General features: G+C 71.5%; 20 protein-coding genes. 9 read left to right on the top strand and 11 right to left on the bottom strand.

What is annotated here, in order from left to right; genetic code table 11:
* Positions 1–135 precede the first annotated feature (135 nt).
* Both ACIBN2_RS40695 and ACIBN2_RS40690 read left to right on the top strand, forming a co-directional pair.
* Entirely contained in the window at positions 136–735 is a 600-nt protein-coding gene (locus ACIBN2_RS40695) for an ArsR/SmtB family transcription factor (RefSeq protein ID WP_399142431.1), read from the top strand.
* Between the two features lie 10 nt (positions 736–745).
* Entirely contained in the window at positions 746–1,480 is a 735-nt protein-coding gene (locus ACIBN2_RS40690) for an SRPBCC domain-containing protein (RefSeq protein WP_399142429.1), read from the top strand.
* A gap of 11 nt (positions 1,481–1,491) precedes the next feature.
* On the opposite strand, the gene ACIBN2_RS40685 is transcribed toward ACIBN2_RS40690, so the two are convergent.
* Positions 1,492–3,318 (bottom strand): endonuclease/exonuclease/phosphatase family protein, encoded by a 1,827-nt coding sequence (locus ACIBN2_RS40685; protein ID WP_399142427.1) that lies wholly within the window; start codon positions 3,316–3,318, stop codon positions 1,492–1,494.
* Between the two features lie 280 nt (positions 3,319–3,598).
* On the opposite strand from ACIBN2_RS40685, the gene ACIBN2_RS40680 reads away from it, so the two are divergent.
* From ACIBN2_RS40680 to ACIBN2_RS40660, 5 genes are all read left to right on the top strand, one after another.
* The gene (locus ACIBN2_RS40680) at positions 3,599–5,032 is read left to right on the top strand and encodes a hypothetical protein (RefSeq protein WP_399142426.1); all 1,434 of its coding nucleotides are present in this window, start codon (positions 3,599–3,601) and stop codon (positions 5,030–5,032) included.
* Between the two features lie 220 nt (positions 5,033–5,252).
* Entirely contained in the window at positions 5,253–6,698 is a 1,446-nt protein-coding gene (locus tag ACIBN2_RS40675) for an alkaline phosphatase PhoX (RefSeq protein WP_399142424.1), read from the top strand.
* Between the two features lie 515 nt (positions 6,699–7,213).
* Positions 7,214–8,797 (top strand): TROVE domain-containing protein, encoded by a 1,584-nt coding sequence (locus ACIBN2_RS40670; RefSeq protein ID WP_399142423.1) that lies wholly within the window; start codon positions 7,214–7,216, stop codon positions 8,795–8,797.
* 100 nt (positions 8,798–8,897) lie between these two features.
* Positions 8,898–9,542 (top strand): GntR family transcriptional regulator, encoded by a 645-nt coding sequence (locus tag ACIBN2_RS40665; RefSeq protein WP_399142421.1) that lies wholly within the window; start codon positions 8,898–8,900, stop codon positions 9,540–9,542.
* Between the two features lie 19 nt (positions 9,543–9,561).
* Positions 9,562–10,578, top strand: a complete 1,017-nt coding sequence (locus ACIBN2_RS40660; protein ID WP_399142419.1) for a 1-aminocyclopropane-1-carboxylate deaminase — start codon at positions 9,562–9,564, stop codon at positions 10,576–10,578.
* On the opposite strand, the gene ACIBN2_RS40655 is transcribed toward ACIBN2_RS40660, so the two are convergent.
* The 9 genes from ACIBN2_RS40655 to ACIBN2_RS40615 form a co-directional block, all read right to left on the bottom strand.
* Entirely contained in the window at positions 10,575–10,892 is a 318-nt protein-coding gene (locus ACIBN2_RS40655; RefSeq protein WP_399142417.1) for a hypothetical protein, read from the bottom strand. The two genes, ACIBN2_RS40660 and ACIBN2_RS40655, sit on opposite strands and share 4 nt — an antisense overlap.
* A 14-nt stretch (positions 10,893–10,906) precedes the next feature.
* The gene (locus ACIBN2_RS40650; protein ID WP_399142416.1) at positions 10,907–11,164 is read right to left on the bottom strand and encodes a hypothetical protein; all 258 of its coding nucleotides are present in this window, start codon (positions 11,162–11,164) and stop codon (positions 10,907–10,909) included.
* A 49-nt stretch (positions 11,165–11,213) separates the two neighbouring features.
* Positions 11,214–12,386, bottom strand: coding sequence for a TerD family protein (locus tag ACIBN2_RS40645; protein WP_399142414.1), 1,173 nt, complete (start codon positions 12,384–12,386; stop codon positions 11,214–11,216).
* Between the two features lie 108 nt (positions 12,387–12,494).
* Complete coding sequence (locus tag ACIBN2_RS40640; RefSeq protein WP_399142412.1) at positions 12,495–13,484, bottom strand: zinc-dependent alcohol dehydrogenase family protein; 990 nt, start codon at positions 13,482–13,484, stop codon at positions 12,495–12,497.
* A complete protein-coding gene (locus ACIBN2_RS40635; protein ID WP_399142410.1) occupies positions 13,481–14,329 on the bottom strand; it encodes a carbohydrate ABC transporter permease in 849 nt (282 codons plus the stop codon). The genes ACIBN2_RS40640 and ACIBN2_RS40635 overlap by 4 nt, the downstream gene beginning before the upstream one ends.
* Positions 14,326–15,264: a carbohydrate ABC transporter permease gene (locus ACIBN2_RS40630; protein ID WP_399142409.1), complete on the bottom strand. Its 939-nt coding sequence runs from the start codon at positions 15,262–15,264 to the stop codon at positions 14,326–14,328. Before ACIBN2_RS40630 ends, ACIBN2_RS40635 begins: the two co-directional genes overlap by 4 nt.
* Positions 15,261–16,634: an ABC transporter substrate-binding protein gene (locus ACIBN2_RS40625; protein ID WP_399142407.1), complete on the bottom strand. Its 1,374-nt coding sequence runs from the start codon at positions 16,632–16,634 to the stop codon at positions 15,261–15,263. Before ACIBN2_RS40625 ends, ACIBN2_RS40630 begins: the two co-directional genes overlap by 4 nt.
* A 78-nt stretch (positions 16,635–16,712) precedes the next feature.
* A complete protein-coding gene (locus ACIBN2_RS40620; RefSeq protein WP_399142405.1) occupies positions 16,713–17,492 on the bottom strand; it encodes a DeoR/GlpR family DNA-binding transcription regulator in 780 nt (259 codons plus the stop codon).
* Positions 17,493–17,774: 282 nt separating this feature from the next.
* Positions 17,775–18,584, bottom strand: coding sequence for an NAD-dependent epimerase/dehydratase family protein (locus tag ACIBN2_RS40615; protein ID WP_399142403.1), 810 nt, complete (start codon positions 18,582–18,584; stop codon positions 17,775–17,777).
* Between the two features lie 275 nt (positions 18,585–18,859).
* Here ACIBN2_RS40615 and ACIBN2_RS40610 point away from each other — a divergent pair, with 275 nt between their 5' ends.
* Both ACIBN2_RS40610 and ACIBN2_RS40605 read left to right on the top strand, forming a co-directional pair.
* Entirely contained in the window at positions 18,860–19,801 is a 942-nt protein-coding gene (locus ACIBN2_RS40610) for a 5-dehydro-4-deoxyglucarate dehydratase (protein WP_399142401.1), read from the top strand.
* Positions 19,798–20,961 carry a hypothetical protein gene (locus tag ACIBN2_RS40605; RefSeq protein ID WP_399142399.1) on the top strand — a complete coding sequence of 388 codons (1,164 nt, stop codon included), beginning with the start codon at positions 19,798–19,800 and terminating at the stop codon, positions 20,959–20,961. Before ACIBN2_RS40610 ends, ACIBN2_RS40605 begins: the two co-directional genes overlap by 4 nt.
* On the opposite strand, the gene ACIBN2_RS40600 is transcribed toward ACIBN2_RS40605, so the two are convergent.
* Positions 20,898–22,157: an MFS transporter gene (locus ACIBN2_RS40600; protein ID WP_399142397.1), complete on the bottom strand. Its 1,260-nt coding sequence runs from the start codon at positions 22,155–22,157 to the stop codon at positions 20,898–20,900. The genes ACIBN2_RS40605 and ACIBN2_RS40600 overlap by 64 nt on opposite strands.
* Between the last annotated feature and the right edge of the window lie 16 nt (positions 22,158–22,173).

Raw genomic sequence — 22,173 nt, 5'->3', positions numbered from 1 at the left:
GCAGCACGAGGGGCCGGGTCGGCTGACCCGGCCCCTCCGGCGTGTCCGGACGCGCACGCCCGCGCAGTTCCCCGAGCACCTACCGAAAACTCGAACCGTCTGGACAAAAAAAGTGTTCGGTGAGACGGTGGACGCATGCTGGACGTGACCGTGATCGAGGACCCCGAGGCCGCCGCCGTCTCCCTGGACCCCATCAGGGCCCGGCTGCTCGCCGAGCTCGCCGCAGGACCCGCGTCGGCGGCGATGCTGGCCGGCCAGGTCGGACTGCCGCGGCAGAAGGTGAACTACCACCTCAAGGCGCTGGAGCGGCACGGCCTGGTCGAACTGGCCGGGGAACGCCGCAAGGGCAACGTCACCGAGCGGCTGATGCGGGCGACGGCGGCGTCGTACGTCATCTCGCCGCTCGCGCTCGCCGCCGTGCAGCCGGACCCGGACCGCTTCCGGGACCAGCTCTCCGCACGCTGGCTGCTCGCCCTCGGCGCCCGCCTGGTGCGCGACGTCGGCTCGCTGATCACCGGTGCCGCCAAGGCCCGCAAGCGGCTGGCGACGTACGCGCTCGACGGCGAGGTCCGCTTCGCCTCGGCCGCCGACCGGGCCGCGTTCGTGCAGGAGCTGACGGCCGGGGTCACCGCCCTGATCCGCAAGTACGACGCCCCCGACGCCGGCGGCGGGCGCGACCACCGGATCGTCGTGGCCGTCCATCCCACCCTCAAGGCAACCGAGCCGGACCAGTAAGGAGCCCACCATGTCCAAGGAATTCGAGATCGCCCGCGAGTTCGAGGTCGACGCCACCCCGGAGCAGGTGTGGGAGGCGATCACCACAGGCACCGGAGGGTATCTGTGGCCGATGGAGCCGCCGGAGCCCCGGGTCGGCGGCAAGGGGCCCTTCGGGTCCAAGGTCGTCGCCTGGGACCCGCCGCACCGCTACACCAACCGCGTCGAGGACGTCGAGGGCATCTCCGGGCAGACCCTCAACCAGCTCGACTACACGGTGGAGGCCCGCGACGGAGGGCGGCGGGCCTGGGTGCGGTACGTGCACAGCGGCATCTTCGTCGACGACTGGGACAACCAGTACGACGGCGCCGCCAAGCACACCGACTTCTATCTGCACACCCTGCGCGAGTACCTGGTCCACTTCGCGCCCCGGCCCGCCGCGTTCGCGACGTTCGACGGACCCGAGGCATCGAAGGCCGCCGACGCCCTCGCCGTCGTCGGGCGGGCGCTCGGTATCGGCGAGGACGTGGCCGCCGGCACCCGGGCGACGGTCCGGGGGCCCGACGAGTTCGACGCCGTGGTCGACTTCCGCAACCCGTACTTCATCGGACTGCGCACGGACCGGGGCCTCACCCGTGTCTTCGGGCGCAACCACTGGGGCCACCCGGTCGGCATCTCCCTGCACGACTTCACGCCGGGCACCGACATCAAGGAGTGCGAGGCCGCCTGGCAGGGCTGGCTGAACGGCGTGTTCAACCAGCCCTGAAAAGGCCGGAGTTACGGCCTGAAGCGCAGCACCTGCGGGTCGTGGTCGCTGATCTGGTCGTGGAACTCCGAGTTGATGTGCACGGAGTCGTAGGCGAAGTCGCAGCCGCGCCGGATCGACGGGGAGATCAGGATCTGGTCCAGGACCTGCTGGTTGCCCTGGTAGTCGTAGGTGTAACGCTCGCTCTTCGGCAGCGACTTGATCGCCGACCACAGTGCGCCGTCACCCTCGAGGAGCCCCGCGGTGTCGGAGAACTCGAAGTCGTTCATGTCGCCGAGCGCGATGACGTCCGCGTTCTTCTGGACGTCGAGGATGTTCTTGACGAAGGAGTTGACCAGCGTCGCCTGCGCGTGGCGCTGGGTCTCCGAACTGCGCACCGGCGGCTGGTACTGCGCCGTCAGGCCCTGGTCGCCGCCCTTGGAGTTGAGGTGGTTGGCGATCACGAAGACCGTCCTGCCGCGGAAGACGAACTCGCCGGCCAGCGGCTTGCGGCTGTTGGCCCAGGCGGTGTCCGCCGGGGCGATACGGCCGGGGGAGGCCGTCAGCTGCGCCTTGCCGTGCACCTTGGTGACGCCCACCGCGGTGGTGGAGTCGCCGCCCGCCCGGTCCGTGAAGGACACCCGCTCGGGGTTGAAGAGGAACACCTGGCGGATGTTGCCGCCGGGCTCGCCGCCGTCCTGGTCGTTGACCGGGTCGATCTCGCGCCAGTCGTACTTCGGGCCGCCGGCCGCGACGATCGCGTCGATCAGCTTGTTCACCGTCACGTCGGCGGCGACCGTGCCGTCGTTCGTCGCGCCGTTGTTGTCCTGGATCTCCTCCAGGGACACGATGTCGGGCGACTGGAGGTTGTTCACGATCGCGGCGGCGTGCTTGTCGAAGGTGCCGTCGGACGGGTCGAGGTTCTCGACGTTGTACGTCGCGACCGCCAGTTCGCCGCGGGACTGCTTCTTCGTCGTCTCGCGCTCCAGGCCGCCGCTCCTGAGCGTGCCGAGCCGGCTCGCGACGAGGGTGTAGCCGCCGTACTGGTTGTAGTCCATCGGGCCGGCCGTGGTGCCGGCCAGCGTGTCGCCGACGTTCGCCATCGGGAAGTCGGCGGTCGCGCCCAGCGACTGGATCTGCAGGCGGCCGGTGTTCTGCGAGTCGTAGGAGCCGTAGAGCGTGCCGCCGCGGTGGGTCGGGTGCTCGTGCGGCTTCACCGTGACCCACAGCTCGGCGTACGGGTCGGTGGCGGTGACCACGCGGGTGTCCTCGACCTGGACGTTCATGCCCTCCAGGGACTCGTAGTAGTCCAGGGCGTACTTCGACGGCTGCAGGGTGAGGCCGTTGATCGAGCCGTTCGCGGCGGTGTCGCCCGCCGGGGTGTAGGCGGCGGGCACCGACTTCGCGTCGATCACCGTCGGGGCCGGCACCGCGTTGCCCGTGGAGACGGTGGTGAGCGTCGGCTTGGTGATCTCCGTGACCGACTGGTTGCCCGACGAGGTGCCGCCCGGGACGTACTCGGAGACCGTGCCGGTGACCGTGACGGAGTCACCGACGGCGGCCTTCGGGGTGGAGCTGGTGAAGACGAAGACGCCCTCACTCGTGGCCGGGTTGTCGTCCGGGTTCGGATCCTGCATCCAGAAGCCTCTGGAGGAGCCGTAGGTGCGCACGCCGGTGACGATTCCGGCCACGTCGGTGACCTTCTGTCCGGCGTACGCGGACGTGCGCGTGCTGCCCTGGATGTCATGGATGCGCACGGAGTCCGCGTGCGCGGGGGAGGTCAGGGCGACGGCGGACGCCGCGGAACAGACGGCGGCGACGGTGAGCGCGGCGAGACGCGCGGAAGACTTGCTCGGCAACGGAAATCCCTCCGGGGACGTGCGTGGGCGCCGGGACGAGGGTGGTGCGTGGAACCGGTCTTGGGCCGCGAACCGTGAGGCGGTCCGCGACGCGCGTAGAAGTCCGGTGAACAGATGTCCGCTCGATTTCTACGCGCGTCAATCTCCTGCCTGGTCACGCGAGTTGTCAAGGTTTCGGCCATGTACAGCCGTTGTCCGGTAGATGAACCGGGCGGCATGGGTGTAAATCCGTCTAGGCTGAGCGGTTGAGTGGTACGACACGCCCGAGGAGAACCAGCAGATGCCAGACAGCTCGCCCCTGCCGCCGGTGCGGCTGCACCCCGAAGCGGAGCTGGCGCGGGACGCGTTGTCCACGCCGCTGCTCTCCCGGGCCGCGCGGCTCGCCCGCTGGGCCGGCCCCGAGACGCGGGTCGACGCCGGGGGCGGACTCGTCGACGAGCAACTGCCCGCCGCCGCCGAGGCACTCGGGCTGAGCGGGGACGACGCCGCGGCCGCCACGAGCGAGGCGTGGCGGGTCGCCGTGGACACCGGGCTCGTGCAGATCACCGACGAGGACGAGGGCACCGTCACGGCCGGGGAGGACCTGGGCCTGCTCACCTCGGGCTCGCCGCACGACGTCCTGGGCGTGTGGCAGGACGCCCTGGAGACGGTGCTCGCCGACGCCAGCGTGCCCGACCTGGACGGCCTGGAGGACGCACTCGACGAGGACGGCGGGATCGACGTCTCCCGGCTGGAGTGGGACCCGGAGGGAGAGGCCGAGTTCCTCGACGGCGTCCTCGGCAACCTCTACCTGCTCACCGTCAGCGAGGACGGCCCCGGTGACGCACCCGTGCCGCTGCCCGCACTCGCCGCGTCGATGATCGTGCCCAGCGACATGGGCGAGCCCACCAACGACGTCCTCGAGCAGGTCTCCGACGCGATGATGCGGCTCGACGACCAGTTCCGGCTGCTCGAACCGGTGGGACTCGTGGAGTACCAGCCGGTGGACGAGGCGCTGATGGCGGACGCCGACGCCGGTGAGGAACCGGCCGCGCCGCTCGACGACACCGACGTCTCCCGCTACGGCATGGTGCGGCTGACGCCCCTCGGCCGGTACGGGCTGCGCTCACGGCTGATGGAGGCCGGGTTCAGCGCGCCCGCGGTGGGTGACCTCGCCGACAAGGGGGCCGACGCACTCCTCGACGGGACGGCGGCCTTCCCCCAGGCGGCGGCGCAGGCCGAGACCGAGCAGTGGCTGGCGCGCCGCGAATCCCTCACCGCGGCACGCGAGTTGCTGGCCGCGGCCCGGGGCGCCGACGCGGGGGCGCCGCTGCGCCGGCTGCGCTGCCAGCAGGCGCTGTCGCTCGTCGGCCAGGAGGCCGAGCCGGCGTTGCGCGAGGTCCTCGACGACGCGGAACTGGGCGGTCTCGCCCGGGTCTGGCTGACCGAGCAGGGAGCGGCCGACGTGCCGCCGCCCTCCGAGGCGATGATCTTCTGGCTGACCATCGACACGATCGCCGCACAACTGGCCGCGGAGGGCAACTCCGAGGAGCTCCGGGAGCTGGTGCAGGGTCTGGCCGCGCAGCACGGCGGCTTCTTCGCGGCGGCCTGGCGCGTCGACCACCCCGCGACGGCTGACGTGCTGGAGGCCATGGGGCGGCTCCACCCCGACAAGCGGATCGCGAAGGAAGCGCGCAAGGCCGCGTTCAAGGCGCGGTCGCAGCACGGGGGTTGAGCGGTCCGGCGTCGAGCGGTGCGGGGATGAGCCGTACGGAGTACGCGGGTTGAGCGGAACGGCGGGTTTTTGACTTCTCGTGGTCCGGTGCAGACGGATTCATGGAAGTGCATCCGGAGGCGTCGCCCTGCGTTCAACCCCCGTTCAGACGTGGGCGGGACGGTGGCGCCGACCCGAGGTCGCCACCCTCCACGGCACATCCACCGTCACAGGAGACACCATGTCGCTCACTCGCAGGGACTTCGCCAGAAAATCCGCGATCACGGGCGCCGGGGTCGCGCTGGCGGGCAGCGTCGGCGCCCTCGCCACCGCCCCGAACGCCCTTGCCTCCACGGACACCGGGAGCGCGGAGGAGAAGCCGGGACACGGCCACGCCGGAGTCGGTTACGGACCCCTGCTGCCCGACCCGGACGGCATCCTCGCCCTCCCCGCCGGCTTCAAATACCGGATCATCACCTACAGCGGCAGGACCAAGCTGGAGTCGGGCGAGTTCACCCCCTCCAACCACGACGGAACCTCCACCTTCGACGGCCCCCGCGGCACGACCCTCCTGGTCAACAACCACGAACTGGGCGGCCCGCGCGCCAAGTGGCCCTATCCGGTGCCGCTCACCGAGGGACTCGTCTACGACCCCGCGGCCGCCGGCGGCTGCACGGTCGTCGAGGTCCGCCGCGACCACGTCGCCGAGTGGGTCGGCATCGCCGGCACCTCCACCAACTGCGCGGGCGGCAACACGCCTTGGGGCACCTGGCTCACCTGCGAGGAGACCGAGGACAAAGCCGGCGCCAACGGCATGACCAAGGACCACGGCTACGTCTTCGAGGTCGACCCCGCCGACCGCCGCGCCAACCGCGGCCCCAAACCCCTGAAGGCGCTGGGCCGTTACGCCCACGAGGCCGTCGTCGTCGACCCCAAGCGCGGCCACCTGTACCTCACCGAGGACGCGTCCAACCCCAACGGCCTGCTCTACCGCTGGACCCCGCCCGAGCACTTCCACCACGGCCGCGGCAGGCTGCGCACCCTCGCCGACGACGCCGGGGTGCTCCAGGCCTTCAAGTGCTTCGACTCCGGCGGCACGTTCGTCGACGACCTCTCCCGCGCCACGAAGATCGGCACGGTCTACGGCGTCGACTGGGTGGACGTCCCCGACCGCGACGCGAGGACGACCTCCGTCCGCAAGCAGTTCACCGCCGGCCAGGTCACCCGCGCCCGCAAGCTCGAGGGCATGTGGTGGGGCGACGGCGGCACGTACATCGTCTCCTCCTACGCCCGTGACGAGAGCCCCGTCCAGCACGACGGCGCCGTCTGGTTCTACGACCCCAGGCGCCGCACCCTGACCCTGAAGGTCCTCATCGGCGTCAACCCGGACCCGTCCGCGGAAGGCGACTTCGACGGCCCGGACAACATCACCGTCTCCCCTTACGGCGGCCTGGTCATCGCCGAGGACGGCGAGGGCCTCCAGCACCTGTTCGGCGCCACCGACAGCGGCCGCACCTACCCCATCGCCCGCAACGAACTGAACATCGGCACCGAAGAGGCGCCCGAGTACAGCGAGTTCACGGGCGTCACCTTCTCGCCCGACGGTACGACCCTGTACGCCAACATCCAGACACCGGGCATCATGCTGGCGATCACCGGGCCGTGGAAGCGCCAGAAGCGCGGCTGACCTTCCGCCCGCTTTCCCCGGAATTAATTCGCTCGCCCGGCTCGCGGCCGCCCTCCTAAAGTGATGCATGTCCAGGTGCGAAGGCAGGACCTACTTCCACTCATAATGGGGCGGCCGCGGGTTCGAGTCCCGCCACCGGTACAACTGGCCGGTGTAGCTCAGGGGTCAGAGCACCTACGTCGGTTCCGCCGGCCTCGATCTCTGGACACCACAACTTCATCGCACCTCCCGGTGCGCGGGCTGCGGCTACTTCCCTTGCACAGAGAATCCGATGCCGCAGCCGACTTGATCTCGGGAGGCGCAGCTCAAGGTGGGTGCCCGGTGCGCAGGCAGCGGATACTTCAGGGACCTGGTCAAGAAATTGGTGCGGGTTCGAGTCCCGTCACCGGCTCAGGGCCGGTGTGGCGGAAATGGCAGACGCGCCAGGTTATAGTCCCGTCGCCGCCCCTGATCTCGGGCACCTTCCTTTTGCTGCGCCTCCCTCCGAAACGGCAACGAATTCGGGGGAATTCATCATGGCGCGATTCAACCGCAAGGGCGCGAAGGCGCAGCCCGCTTCCCGGGTCACCTCCACGGGCCGAGTGCTCCGTACGTACGAGGGCGGCCGCGGCCGCGAGCGGGACGCGCGCTCCGAGCTTTTTCTGCTCGCCGTCTCCAACTTCGTGTCGCAGCAGACCTTCTACGAGGCCGGCGCCGACCGCGACGACCGCTTCGCGCGGCTCGTCCGGCAGCTCGCCGTCGAGGACCCCGCCTGGACCGCCGGCCTGCTCGGCTGGCTGCGCGGCGAGGGCAACCTCCGTACGGCCTCGATCGTGGGCGCCGCCGAGTACGTGAAGGCGCGGCTCGACGCGGGGGCCACCGACGGGCCGGCCAACCGGCAGGTCGTGGCGTCCGTGCTGCGGCGCCCCGACGAGCCCGGCGAGCTGCTCGGGTACTGGACCGCGATGTACGGCCGCAGCGTCCCCAAGCCCGTCAAGCGCGGGATCGCCGACGCCGTACGCCGTCTCTACAGCGGCACGTCGCTGCTGAAGTACGACACCTCGTCCAAGGGCTACCGCTTCGGCGACATCCTCAACCTGGTGCACGCGGCGCCGGACCCGGACAAGCCGTGGCAGGGCGCACTGTTCCAGTACGCCCTCGACCGCCGGCACAACCCCGACACCGCGGTGCCGCCCGCGGCGGACCGTGTGCTGACCGCGCACCGCGAGCTGATGGCGCTGCCGGTGGGGGAGCGCCGGGCGGTGGTGGCCTCGCAGGACGGCGCGGAGCGGCTTGCGGCGGCCGGGATGACCTGGGAGGCGCTGGCCGGGTGGCTCCAGGGGCCGATGGACAGGGCCGCCTGGGAGGCCGTGATCCCGTCCATGGGTGCGATGGCCCTGACCCGCAACCTGCGCAACTTCGACGAGGCCGGAGTGTCCGACGAGGTGGCGGCCCGTGTGGCGGCGAGGATCAGCGATCCGGCGGAGGTGGCGCGCTCGCGGCAGTTCCCCTTCCGGTATCTCGCCGCGTACCGGCACGCGCCTTCGCTGCGCTGGTCGTACCCGCTGGAGCAGGCGCTCGGCCACTCGCTGGCCAACGTGCCCGCGCTGCCCGGCCGGACGCTGGTGCTCGTCGACCGCTCGGGCTCGATGTTCTTCTCGCGGATGTCCGACCGTTCGGAGCTCAGCCGGGCCGACGCGGCGGCGGTCTTCGGCGCGGCGCTCGCGCTGCGTGCGGCGGACGCGGATCTCGTCGAGTTCGGCTCCGGCAGCAACCGGATCAAGTACCGCAAGGGCGAGTCGGTGCTGAAGATCCTCGGCCGCTTCGGCGACCTGGGCGGCACCGACACGACCGGCGCGGTCCGTGCGCACTACCGCGGGCACGACCGGGTGCTGATCGTCACCGACGAGCAGTACGCGTACAGCCATCACGGCGACCCGACCGAGCAGGTCCCGCCGCACGTGCCGGTCTACACGTGGAACCTCGCCGGCTATCGCGCGGGCCACGGCCCGTCGGGCAAGGCGAACCGGCACACCTTCGGAGGGCTGTCGGACGCCGCCTTCCGCATGGTGCCGCTGCTCGAAGGGGCCCGGGACGCCGACTGGCCCTGGGCGGCCTGAGCGCCGAGGCATGGCCCGTACCTCACGAGAGGTGCGGGCCACGGCCGTGTCCGGCGAGACCTCTGTACGCATCCGTGATTGACATCTAACATTTCAGTTCATGGAAGCCATACGACCCGTCCGGCGCACCCTCCTCCGGGACCGTGCCTACGAGGCGATCCGGGACGCCATCGTGGGCGGGGAGCTCGAACCCGGTGCGGTGGTGCGGGACGCCGAGCTGGCCGGGCGGCTGGGGCTGTCGCGGGCGCCGGTGCGGGAGGCGTTCTCGCGGCTGGTCGACGAGGGGCTTCTGGAGAGCAAGCCGCAGAGCTACACGCGGGTCACCGAGCTCGTCGCCGCCGACGTGCGGGACGCCGCCGCCGTGGTCGGCGCCATGCACGAGCTGGCCACGCGGGTCGGCGTGCCCCGGCTGCCCGCCGAGGGCGTACGGGCCATGCGCGCCGCCAACGAGCGCTTCGCCGCCGCCGTCGGCGCGGGTGACGTCGACGCGGCGCTGCGCGCCGACGACGACCTGCACGACGTCCTCGTCCACGCCGCCGGGAACCGGGCGGCCGCCGCGACCATCGCCCGGCACACCCCCCTCATCCGCCGCCTGGAGCGACGCCGCTTCGGCGAGAGCGGCTGCCGTTCGGCCGGGCTGCACGAGCAGCTGATCGGCGCCTGCGCGGACGGTGACGTGGACGAGGCGGTCCGCGTCACCGCGGAGATCTGGCGCACCCTCACCGACCTCGCCGACGGCGACTGATCCCGACCCCGGAGGACCCATGTCCCTCTCCTCGTACGAGCGTTACCCCCTCCTCTTCGGTCCCTCGCCGGTGCATCCGCTGGAGCGGCTGACCGCACATCTCGGTGGCGCCTCGCTCTGGGCCAAGCGCGAGGACTGCAACTCCGGCATCGCCTACGGCGGCAACAAGACCCGCAAGCTGGAGTACCTGGTCGCCGACGCGCTCGCCAAGGGCTGCGACACGCTCGTGTCGATCGGAGGCGTGCAGTCCAACCACACCCGCCAGGTCGCGGCCGTGGCCGCCCGTGCCGGGCTCAAGTGCGTGCTGATACAGGAGAGTTGGGTGGACTGGCCCGACTCCGTGTACGACAAGGTCGGTAACATCCTGATCAGCCGCCTGGCCGGGGCGGACGTACGGCTGGTGAAGGCCGGGTTCGGGATCGGGTTCAAGGAGAGCTGGGAGCAGGCGCTCAGGGAGGTCGAGGAGTCCGGCGGCAAGCCGTACGCCATCCCGGCCGGTGCCTCCGACCACCCGCTCGGCGGCCTCGGCTTCGCCGGGTGGGCGTACGAAGTCGCCGAGCAGGAGCGGGAGCTGGGGGTCTTCTTCGACACCGTGGTGGTGTGCTCGGTGACCGGCTCGACGCAGGCCGGCATGGTCGCCGGGTTCGCGGCTCTGGAGGAGGCGGGCGGGCGGGCGCGCCGGGTGATCGGCGTCGACGCCTCGGCGAAGCCCGCCGCCACGAAGGAGCAGATCGTCCGGATCGCCCAGGGAACCGGTCAACTCATCGGTGTCAAGAGGGAGTTGACCGGCTCGGACGTCGAGCTGGACGACCGGTACCACGCGGGCACCTACGGCATTCCGGACGAGACGACGCTGGAGGCGATGCGGCTCGCGGCCCGTACGGAGGGAATGGTCACCGACCCCGTGTACGAGGGGAAGTCGATGGCGGGGATGGTGGACCTGGTCGCGCGAGGGGAGATCGGCCGGGACGCCACGGTGCTGTACGCGCACCTGGGCGGGCAGCCCGCCCTGAACGCGTACAGCGCACTGTTCTAGCCGCCCTCGGTGCCGGACGGTTCGCGCTTGCGCCCCGTGATCACGAAGGCCGACACCAGCAGGGCGGCGAGCGCGATGAGCGCGCCGACGCCGAAGGCGCGTGCCGAGCCCTCGGTGAGGATCTCGGCCGGGGTGCCGGAGGCGTGCCGGGCCGCCGTGCCGTAGACCGTGACCAGGACGGACAGGCCGAGTGTGCCGCCGAGCCACTGCAGGGTCTGCAGCAGTCCGGAGGCGGCGCCGGCCTCGCGCGGCTCGATGCGGGCCAGGATCGTCGCGTTGAGCGGCATGAAGCTCAGGCCGACGCCGACGCCCATCAGCAGCAGCGGGCCTAGCAGGCCGTCCGGGTAGCCGTCGCCGGGCCGCAGCCGCCACAGCCAGGCGGCCGCGGTGACGAGCAGCCCATTCCGGTGAGCAGCAGCACGCCCAGGTGGCCGCCCGCGCGGTCGCGGTCGGAGAAGAGCCGGAGCGGCATGATCGGCTGGCCGGCCCGGGATTCGACGAGGGTGAAGCCGGCGAGCAGGGCGGCCGCGGTGCTGAAGCCGAGCAGCGCCTGGGTGTCGCTCCAGCCCGCCTCCGAGACCCGCACGCACGGGTGCCCCTGGCCCCAGGGGCACCCGTGCGTGTCGTAGGACCGCTTACAGCGTCTGTGCGGCCGGCTTCACCATGTTCCGGACCGTGCGGGCCTTCACGAAGTCGCCGATCGCCGTCATCTCCCACTCGCCGGAGAACTGGCGGATCAGCTTCGCCATCATCACGCCGGTCTGGGGCTCGGCGTTGGTGAGGTCGAAGCGGACCAGTTCCTCGCCGGTCGCGGCGTCCAGGAGGCGGCAGTAGGCCTTGGCGACCTCGGTGAACTTCTGCCCCGAGAAGGAGTTGACCGTGAAGACCAGGCCGGTGGCCTCCTGCGGGATACGGCCGAGGTCGACCACGATGACCTCGTCGTCGCCCCCGCCCTCGCCCGTGAGGTTGTCGCCGGAGTGCTTGATGGCGCCGTTCAGGATGGACAGCTTGCCGAAGTAGCAGCTGTCGATGTGGTTGCGCTGGGGGCCGTAGGCGATGACCGACGCGTCGAGGTCGATGTCCTTGCCGCCGTACGCCGGCTCCCAGCCGAGGCCCATCTTGACCTGGCTGAGCAGCGGGCGGCCGCCCTTGACGAGGGAGACCGTCTGGTTCTTCTGGAGGCTGACCCGGCCCTTGTCGAGGTTGATCTTCCCGGCGCCCGGGGCGGGGGCCGCGGCGGCGGGCGGGGCCTGGGGAGGGGGCGGCGTGGTGGACACGGGCGGGGCGGCCGGCCGGGGCGGGGCGGCCGCGGCCGGCTCCTCGACCGTGACGCCGAAGTCGGTGGCGATGCCCCCCAGGCCGTTGGCGTACCCCTGGCCGACCGCGCGGGCCTTCCACTGGCCGTTGCGCTGGTAGATCTCGACGACCACCAGGGCCGTCTCCGCTCCGAGCTGCGGGGGTGTGAACGTGGCCAGGACGCTGTTGTCGTCCGCGCCGCGGATCGTGGCGGTCGGTTCGATGCCCTGGAAGGTCTGGCCTGCGGCGTCCGGGCTCGCGGTGACGACGATCTTCTCGATGCCCGGGGGGACGGCGGCGGTGTCGACGACGATCGCGTCGGGCGCCGTGCCCCCGCCGGACCGGTAGGTCACGCCCGGGCCGCTCGGCTGGTTGTAGAAGATGAAGTCGTCGTCGGAGCGCACCTTGCCGTCGCCCGTGAGCAGCAGGCCCGACACGTCGAGCCGCACGGGGGCGGCGACGTCCACCGCCACGCGGGCGGTGGGAAGAGGGATGTTCGAGCCAGGGGTCATAGCTGTCATGCCCGTTGAACGAGCGAGGGCGCTTTACCGTTCCCTTACTCTCCGGCCAATCGTGACCGGCCCCCGCACTTCCGCCGCGGGGGCCGGTCCCGGGGTGTCCTACGGCACCACCACGATCTTGCGGCCCACCCCAGCGGCGAACTGCTCCAGGGCCTCCGGGTAGCGGTCCAGCGGGATGCGGTCGCTGATGAAGACCTCCGGGTCCAGGACGCCGCCCGCGAAGAGCTCGGCGGCCCGTTCGAAGCTGTGCAGGACCGCCATGGAGCCGGTGATCGTGATCTCCTGGTTGTAGATGCGGTACGGGTCGATCGTCACGCGGGTCGCGTAGTCCGCGACGCCGAACTGGAGGAAGGTGCCCGCCTTCGCGACCCGGTCCAGGCCGTCCTGGATCGCGGCCGCGTTGCCGGTCGCGTCGACCACGAGGTCCCAGCCCCGGGGGCGGTCCAGCTCGTCCGCGTTCGCCGCCGAGGCCGAGGCGCCGAGCCGCCGGGCGGTCTCCAGGCGTGCCGGGTTCAGGTCGACCACGTCGACGCTGGCCGCGCCCGTCCGCTTGGCGAGCTCCAGCATCATCAGGCCCATCGTGCCCGAGCCGTAGATCAGGACGTGCGCGCCCAGCCGGGACTGCAGGACGTCGTAGCCGCGGACGGCGCAGGACAGGGGCTCCACCAGGGCGGCGTCCTCGGTGCGGACGTGCTCGGGCAGCTTCACGCAGTTGGCCACCGGCGCCACCGCGAACTGCGCCGCGCCGCCGGCGGTCGTGACGCCGATCGCGGCCCACCGCTCGCAGAGGTTGTTGTGGCCCGTACGGCAGTAGCGGCACTCGTAGCAGTACAGCGACGGGTCGACCGCCACCCGGTCGCCGATCGCGACCTCCGTGACCTGGGTGCCGACGCCGACCACCTGACCCGCGAACTCGTGCCCGGGCACGATCGGCAGCTTCGGCGCGAACTCGCCCTGGAGGATGTGCAGATCGGTGCCGCACAGGCCGCAGGCGGCGACCTCGACGACGACCTCGCGGGGGCCGGGTGTCGGGTCGGGGACCTCGGTGACGACGGCGCGGCCCACGGACTCGATGACGGCGGCCTTCATTTCACGGCTCCAAGCGACAGGCCCTGGACCAGCTTGTCCTGGGCGGCGAACCCCGCGGCGAGCACCGGCAGGGAGATGACGAGCGACGCGGCGCACACCTTCGCCAGGAACAGGCCCTGGCTGGTGATGAAGCCGGTCAGGAAGACGGGGGCGGTCTCCGCGACCACGCCCGTCAGGACCCGGGCGAACAGCAGTTCGTTCCAGCTGAAGATGAAGCAGATCAGGGCGGTCGCCGCGATGCCCGGCAGCGCGATCGGCGCCACCACGCGCGCGAGGATGGTCGGCAGCCGGGCGCCGTCGATCTGCGCCGCCTCGATCACCGCCACCGGCACCTCGGCGAGGAAGGACTGCATCATCCACACGGCGATCGGCAGGTTCATGGAGGTGTAGAGGATGACCAGCAGCCAGATGTTGTCCAGCATCCCGGTGTTCTTGGCGAAGAGGTAGATCGGCAGCAGGCCCGCGACGATCGGCAGCATCTTCGTCGACAGGAAGAAGAACAGGACGTCCGTCCACTTCTTCACCGGGCGGATCGAGAGCGCGTACGCCGCCGGGAGTGCCAGCAGCAGGACCACGATCGTCGAACCGATCGACGCCACCGCGGAGTTGATCAGGGAAGGCCAGGGGCTGGCGCCGCCGCCCGAGCCGAAGAACTCCCGGTAGCCGTCCAGCGTGAAGGCGGCATCGAAGGCGGGCGGGTTCTTCGCCGCGTCCGTCTCCGAGTGGAAGGAGGTCAGCGCCATCCACGCGATGGGCAGGAAGAAGACGATCCCGGCCAGCCAGGCCACCAGGCCGACGCCGGCTCCCCTGCGGCGGGGGCGGGTTGATACGGCGACCGTGCTCATGCGCGGCCCACCTCCTCGCGGAACAGGGACGACACCACGCGCAGCGCGAAGGTCGCGATGATGATCGAGCCGATGACGACCAGGACGCCGGCGGCCGAGGCGAGGCCGTTCTCATGGGCCTGGTAGAAGCTCTGGTAGACGGTGTAGGGCAGGTTGGCGGTGCCCAGGCCGCCCGAGGTGATCGTGAAGACCGCGTCGAAGTTCTGCACGATGTAGATCGAGCCGAGCAGGGCGCCGAGTTCGAGGTAGCGGCGCAGGTGCGGCAGCGTCAGATGGCGGAAGATCTGCCAGTCGCTCGCGCCGTCCACGCGCGCGGCCTCCAGCTGCTGGCTGTCGCGGCTCTGCAGGCCGGCCAGCAGGATCAGCATCATGAACGGCGTCCACTGCCAGACCAGGGACACCTCCACCGCGAGCAGCGGCGTGTTGGAGATCCAGTCGGGCTGAGGGCCGCCGACGTAGTGCAACAGGCCGTTGAGCAGGCCGTATTCGGGGTTGTAGAGCACGTGCTTCCACAGCAGCGCCGCGGCGACCGGGACCACCAGGAAGGGGGCGATCAGGAGCGTGCGGACCACGCCCCGGCCGCGGAACCTGCGGTCCAGGAGCAGCGCGAGCATCAGGCCCAGGACCAGGCTGGCCAGGACCACCGCCACCGTGAGGACGACCGTCGTCCACACCGAGTGGCGCAGGTCGGCGTCGGTCAGGACCTCCTGGTAGTTGTCGAGGCCCGTGAAGTGACGCGCCTTCGGGTAGAGGGCGTTCCAGTCGAAGAACGAGATCACCAGCGTGGCCACGAAGGGGAGCTGGGTCACCACGATCATGAAGACCAGGGCGGGCAGGAGCGGGGCGCGGGTGGCCCAGGCGCGCAGCCGGGCAGGAGGTGCGCCCTTGGTACGTACGGGAGTTGCGGCTATCGGAGCCGTGGTCGTGGCTGTCATCGCCCCTCGTACTCCTTCGAGATCTTCTCGGCGAGCTGCTGGGACTTCTTCAGGGCCGAGTCGACGGACTGGTGTCCGGCGATGGCCGCGCTGATCTCCTGGGAGACCTTGGTGCCGAGGTCGGTGAACTCGGGGATGCCGACGAACTGGATGCCGGGCGCGGGCCGCGGCTGCACCCCCGGGTCGTTGGGCTTCGCGCTCTCGATGGACTCCTTCGTCATCTCCTGGAAGGAGGCCGCCGACTTGCGGTAGTCGGCGTTCTCGTAGGTCGAGGCGCGTTTGCCCGCGGGCACGTTGGGCCAGCCGCTGCTCTCGCCGACCAGCTGCTCGTAGCCCTTGCCGGACGCCCAGGACACGAACTTCCAGGCCTTGTCGGGATTGTGGGACGCCTTCTGGATGCCCCAGGCCCAGGTGTAGAGCCAGCCGGAGTTGTCGGTCTTGTCGACGGGGGCCGGCGCGTAGGCGAGCTTGCCCTTGACCGGGGAGCCCTTGGCCTCCAGCGAGCCGGCCGCGGACGTGGCGTCGTACCACATGGCGACCTTGCCCTGCGTCATGTTGTTGAGGCACTCGGCGAATCCGGACTGCGCGGCGCCGGACTCGCCGTGCCTGCGTACCAGGTCGACGTAGAACTTGGTGGCCTTCTCGAAGGCGGGGGAGTCCAGTTGGGCCTTCCAGTCCTTGGTGAACCAGGTGCCGCCGAAGGTGTTCACCACGGTGGTGAGCGGTGCCATGAGCTCGCCCCAGCCCGGCAGGCCGCGCAGGCAGATGCCGCGCATCCCCGGCTTCGCCCCGTCGACCTGGGCGGCGAGCCGCGCCACCTGGTCCCAGGTGGGGTGGGCCGGCATCGTCAGGCCCTTCTCGGCGAAGACGTCCTTGCGGTACATCAGGAAGGACGACTCGCCGTAGAAGGGCTGACCGTAGAGCTTCTTGTCCTCGGCGGTCAGGGACTGGCGCATCGGCTTGAGGACGTCCTGCTCGTCGTAGGAGGGGTCCTTGGCGACGTACGAGTCCATCTCGTGCAGCCAGCCGTTCTTGGCGTAGATCGGGATCTCGTAGTTGCTGAGCGTCGCCACGTCGTACTGGCCCGCCTGGTTGGCGAAGTCCTGGCTGATCTTGTCGCGGACGTCGTTCTCCGGCAGGACGGTGAAGTTCACCTTGATGCCGGTCTCCTTGGTGAAGTTCTTGGCGGTGAGCTTCTGCAACTCCACCATCTGCGGGTTGTTGACCATCAGCACGTTGATGGAGTTGCCGCCGGAACCGGACCCGCCCGCCCCGACCCAACAGCCGGAGAGCAGCGGGGCGAGCAGCGTCCCTGCGGCGGCCAGGGCGAGCGTTGCTCGCGGTGGCCGTCGTCGGCTCTGGGTGCGCATGGATCGCTCCTGGACATAGGGGGATATTTGGGGCGCTCTTGGGGTGGGGATGCCCTGCGTGACGGCTCGGTCGGCGGATCAGACCCTGATGACCTGCGGTCCCTGCAGGGAGTAGCGGTGGGCCTCGGCCGACGGCAGCAGCGTGCTGGTGACGATGGTCTCCAGTGCGCCGATCTCCGCGAACCGGCAGAAGCTGACCGCGCCGAACTTGGTGTGCACGCCCGCGAACACCGTGCGGCGCGCGGCCCGGATGGCCTGCGCCTTCACTTCGCTGACGGCCGGATCGGGGGTGGTCAGGCCGTGCTCGCGGGAGATGCCGTTGGCGCCGATGTAGGCGAGGTCGATGACGAAGCCGGCCAGCATCTTCGTCGTCCAGTGGTCGACGGTGGCGAGGGTGCCGGAGCGGACCCGGCCGCCGAGCAGCAGCACGGAGATGCCGTCGGACTCGGCGAGACTGCCCGCGACCGGGAGGGACGCGGTGACCACGGTCAGCTGCCGGTCCCCGGGCAGCGCCTCGGCGATGAGCTGGGGGGTGAAGCCCTCGTCGACGAAGACCGTCTCGGCATCCCCGAGCAGCTCGGCCGCGGCGGCCGCGACCCGGCGCTTCTCGGGCACATGGCTGGTGGAGCGGAAGGCGAGCGTCGTCTCGAAGCCGGCGCTCTCCACGGGATAGGCGCCGCCGTGGGTGCGGCGGACCAGGCCGTGGTCCTCCAGGGCGCGCAGATCCCGCCGTACGGTCTCCTTGGCCACGCCCAGCCGGCCGGCGAGCAGTGTGACGTCGACGGAGCCCGTGGCGCGCGCGACCCGCACGATCTCGCGCTGACGTTCTTCCGCCGTCCTCGCGCTGTCCGCCGTCATCGCCGCACCCGCCTTCCCTGCTCACTGCCCGTTCGGGCCCGGGTGGGGCCCATGGGGGAAGTTCTACCCCCGGGTGGGCGGCACTGACCAGGCTTGTCGCGGGCTCGATGCTGCCCGTATGTGCCCGTTTGTCAAGCGGAGTGCCCGCCTCGGACCTGCGTGGCTGTGAAACACGGCGTGGGATCGGGCAGGCGCGGTGCCCGAATGCGGCGGCGGGCGGGCCCGTTCGGTGCCCGCCCGCCGCCGCGAACGATCGTTTCCCGCCGTCCGGCGGCGCCGGGGTCAGTACGGCCAGATGGGCGGCTCGCTCACGAAGTGGCCACCGAGGTAGGCGTGCGCGACGTTGTCCGGCTCCAGCTCGCCCTGTTCGGCGATGAGCTTCTGTGCGAACGGCTCGGAGTCGTCCTGCGGTTCGTAGCCGAGCGCCCGCGCCGTCGTGAGGTCCCACCACAGGCGGGTGTTGGCCGAGGAGCCGTAGACCACGGTGTGGCCGACGTGCTCGGCGGTCAGGGCCGCGTGGAAGAGCCGGGCGCCGTCGGCCGGGCTCATCCACACCGACAGCATCCGGACGCTGGTCGGCTCCGGGAAGCACGAGCCGATGCGCACCGAGACCGTCTCCAGGCCGTGTTTGTCCCAGTAGAGCTGGGCGAGGTCCTCGCCGAAGGACTTGGACAGCCCGTAGAAGGTGTCCGGGCGGTGCGGGGTGTCGATCGGGATGAGCGGATCGCCGCCCTGGGGGCGCGGGGTGAAGCCGACCGCATGGTTGGAGGAGGCGAAGACGATCCGGCCGACGCCCTCCTCGCGGGCGGCCGCGTACAGGTTGTACGTGCCCTCGATGTTCGCCGCGAGGATCTTCTCGAAGGGGGCTTCCAGGGAGATGCCGGCGAGGTGGATGATCGCGTCGACGCCGCGTACGGCCTCGCGCAGGGCCTTCTTGTCGGCGAGGTCGGCGGTGATCGCGTCGGGATCGCCCTCGATCGGGCGCAGGTCGAGCAGGCGCAGCTCGTGGCCGAAGGCGGGGAGCAGGTTCCGCATCAGCGTGCCGAGTCCGCCGGCGGCGCCGGTGAGCAGAACGGTGCGGGGAGCGGGCATCCTCGGGTCTCCTTGAGTCCGCCGCCTGTGACAGGTGGCCGCATGTATGGACAGTATTCACATTCGTGGAAACGCTATGGAGCGCGGCCCAGCTCCGTCAAGTGTCGCGCGGAGCGGCCGCATCCGCTCCCCTTCCTTGTCCTTCCTTTTTCATTCGGCCGCTGTCTTGCGGGTTTGCGCGCTTGACCGGCCCGGAGTCGGCTCCATAGTGTGGCGTTGTTCAGAGATATAGACACCGATCAGAAGAACGTACGCGCCTGCCACAGGGAGAGCCCGTGACGCCATCCCCCCTCGCCGCTCGACTCAGTATCCCCAGCGGGCCGCTGTTCTTCCCGGTCACCGCCTTCGGGCCGGACGGCTCGGTCGACCTCGACGTGTACCGCGCCCATGTGCGCCGCGGGGTCGAGGCCGGGGCCGCCGCAGTCTTCGCCTGCTGCGGCACCGGCGAGTTTCACGCGCTCACGCCCGAGGAGTTCGAGGTGTGCGTGCGGGCGGCCGTCGAGGCGACGGACGGGCGGGTGCCGGTCGTCGCCGGCGCCGGGTACGGGACCGCGCTCGCCGTGCGCTACGCGCGCCTCGCCGAAGAGGCCGGCGCGGACGGGCTGCTGGCCATGCCGCCCTATCTCGTGGTCGCGGGGCAGGAGGGGCTGCTGCGGCACTACCGCGAGGTGGCCGCCTCCACCACGCTGCCCGTGATCGTCTACCAGCGCGACAACGCCGTGTTCACCCCCGAGAGCGTCGCCGAACTCGCCCGCACGGAGGGGATCATCGGCTTCAAGGACGGCGTCGGCGACCTCGACCTGATGCAGCGCATCGTCAGCGCCGTACGCACCGAAGTCCCCGGCGACTTCCTCTACTTCAACGGCCTGCCGACCGCCGAGCAGACCCAGCTCGCCTACCGCGCCATCGGCATCGGCCTGTACTCCTCCGCCGTGTTCTGCTTCGCCCCGGAGATCGCCCGCGCCTTCTACGAGGCCCTGCGCACCGGTGACGACCCCACCACGCAGCGCCTCCTCGACGGCTTCTACCGGCCGTTCGTCGAACTGCGCGCCCAGGGGCGGGGGTACGCCGTCGCCCTCGTGAAGGCGGGCGTACGGCTGCGCGGCCTCGACGTGGGCGAGGTGCGCTCCCCGCTGCAGGAACCGACCGAGGAGCATGTCAAGCAGCTCGCCCAGCTGATCGAGCGCGGGTACGCGCTGCTGGAGGAGCCGCGGTGAAGGCGTCGGCGTTCGTCTACCCCTGGGACGTCAACGGGGACCCGGAGGCCGCGGGCCGCATCGCCGCGCTCGGCGTACGGCAGGTGACGCTCGCCGCGGCGTACCACTCGACGCGCGCGCTGACGCCCCGCCACCCGCGCCACCGCATCGTCACCGCCGAGCACGCCGCCGTGCTCTACCCGGCGGACGCACGCTGGGAGGGACGGGAGCTCAGGCCGTACGCGGCGGGGGACTGGGCGCCCGGGGACGCGTACGGCGAGGCCGCGGCGGCGCTCGCGGACACCGGGCTCGAGGTGCACACCTGGGTCGTGCTCGCGCACAACTCCCGCCTGGGCGCGGAGCATCCGGACACCTCCGTCGTCAACGCCTACGGCGACCGCTACCCGTGGGCCCCGTGCATCGCCCAGCCCGCCACGCGCGCGTACCTCGTCGAACTGGCCGCCGAGGGGGCGGTGCGGCCGGGGGCGCGCGGTACCGAGCTGGAGTCGCTCGGCTGGTACGGACTGCAGCATCTGCACGCCCACGACAAGACCGGCGGGGTCGGCCTCGGGGATGCCGGTTCGTATCTGATGTCGCTCTGCTTCTGCCCCGCCTGCCGCCAGGGCTACGGCGAACAGGGCCTGGACGCGGACGAGTTGGCGGCCTCCGTGCGCGAGGCGCTGGAACCGCTGTGGCGGGGCGCGCCGGACGACGGGGGCTGGGCCGGGGTCGAGAAGGCACTCGGCGAGGCGAAGGCGGCCGCCACGCGCGCGTGGCGCGACGAGAGGGCCCGCACGCTCCAGGAGACGGCGGTCCGGGCGGTCCGCGCGGCGGCTCCCGAGGGCTTCCAGGTGCTGCTGCACGCGGACCCGGTGCCGTACCACGTCGGCGCCAACGCCGGCGTGGACCCCGCGCACATCCTGTCCGTCGCCGACGGCGTGGTGGTGCCGTGCGCGGGCGGCACGGGCCTGCTGACGCCGTTCGCCGAGCAGGGCCGTGAAGGGGCCGTCCTCGCCGCCAACTTCACCGTGGTCTCGGGCATGGGCGGCAGCCCGGGCACGCTGGCTGCGGACGCGGCCGGGGCCCGGGACCGTGGCGCGACCGAACTGCGGCTCTATCACGCCGGGTTGGCGTCGGACGGCGACCTGTCGCTGGTACGGGAGGCACTCGCCGGACTCTGAAGAAGGACCGTGGCGATCACCAGCAGCGCCGCACCGAGGACGACCAGCAGCAGCCGGTAGTCGACCAGCTCGACCAGAGCCGCGCCGGCGGCCAGGCCGACCACGTTCGGCGTGAACATCAGGGTGCCGGCCGTCGCGGCGGTGCGGCCCAGCAGCGCGCCCGGGGTCTCGCGCTGCACGGCCGTCATCGCGGCGATCAGCACACAGGGCAGCCCCACTCCGCTGGCCGCGCTGCACGCCAGCGCCACCGGATCGGCCGGCGCCGCCCGCGCCGCCACCGCGCACGCCGTGAGGGCGATCCCGGCCGCCGCGAACCGGCGCCCGCCCAGCAGGCGCAGGGCGGGCCCGGAGGCCAGTCCGAGCACGACCGAGCCCGCACCCTGGACCGCGTACAGGACACCGGCGTAGGCGGGGGCGTGCCCGAGCCCGTCGACGACGGCGTAGAGCAGCGCGCCGCTCACGCCCGCGCAGAGCATCGTGCCGGCCGCGGCCAGGACCAGGCGCCGCAGCCGGGCGTGCGCCCACAGGAAGCACGTGCCCTCGGCCGTCCGCGCCCACCAGCCCGCCGTCGTGGGCACCACCCTGTCCTCGCGGACGCGCAGCAGGGCGCACACCCCCGCGGCCACGACGAAGGTGACCGCGTCCAGCAGGGCGACGCCCGGGCCGCCGTACGCCGCGTACAGGCCCGCGCCCGCGAGTGGCGCCACCAGCTTCATGCCCTCGTTCGCCGTCATGCGCAGCCCGTTGAAGTCGCCGAGCAGCGACCGGTCCACGGCGGCGGCCACGAGGGCGGACTCGGCCGCGTCCTGGACGACGCCCGCCGCGCCGTAGAGGAACAGGACCGTGTAGATCAGCCAGAGACGGCCGGGGGAGCCGGCGCCGAGGAGCGTGAGCAGCAGGGCGGCCGGCAGCAGGTTCGTGCCGATCAGCAGGGGTTTGCGGCGCACGCGGTCGGCGAGCGTGCCGAGCAGGGGACCGGCGAGCGTGGGCGCCCACATGGCGAGCAGGCAGAGCGCCGCGAGGCCGTTCGAGCCCGTCAGGTCCTTGACCCACACGCCCGACGCCAGCCACAGCGCCGACGTGCCGAAGCCGGAGACCACCACGCCCGCGAGGTACAGCCCCGCGTTGCGGTCCCGCAGGACGCGCACCACCGCCCACGCCGAATCCGGGCTCGATGCCGATGCCGATGTCGTCATGCCTGGCCATCGTGGG

This window comes from Streptomyces sp. NPDC050534, assembly GCF_044457745.1.
Lineage (GTDB): Bacteria > Actinomycetota > Actinomycetes > Streptomycetales > Streptomycetaceae > Streptomyces.
The sequence above is the reverse complement of the archived record's forward strand: the minus strand, read 5'-3'. Positions and strand labels throughout refer to the sequence as shown.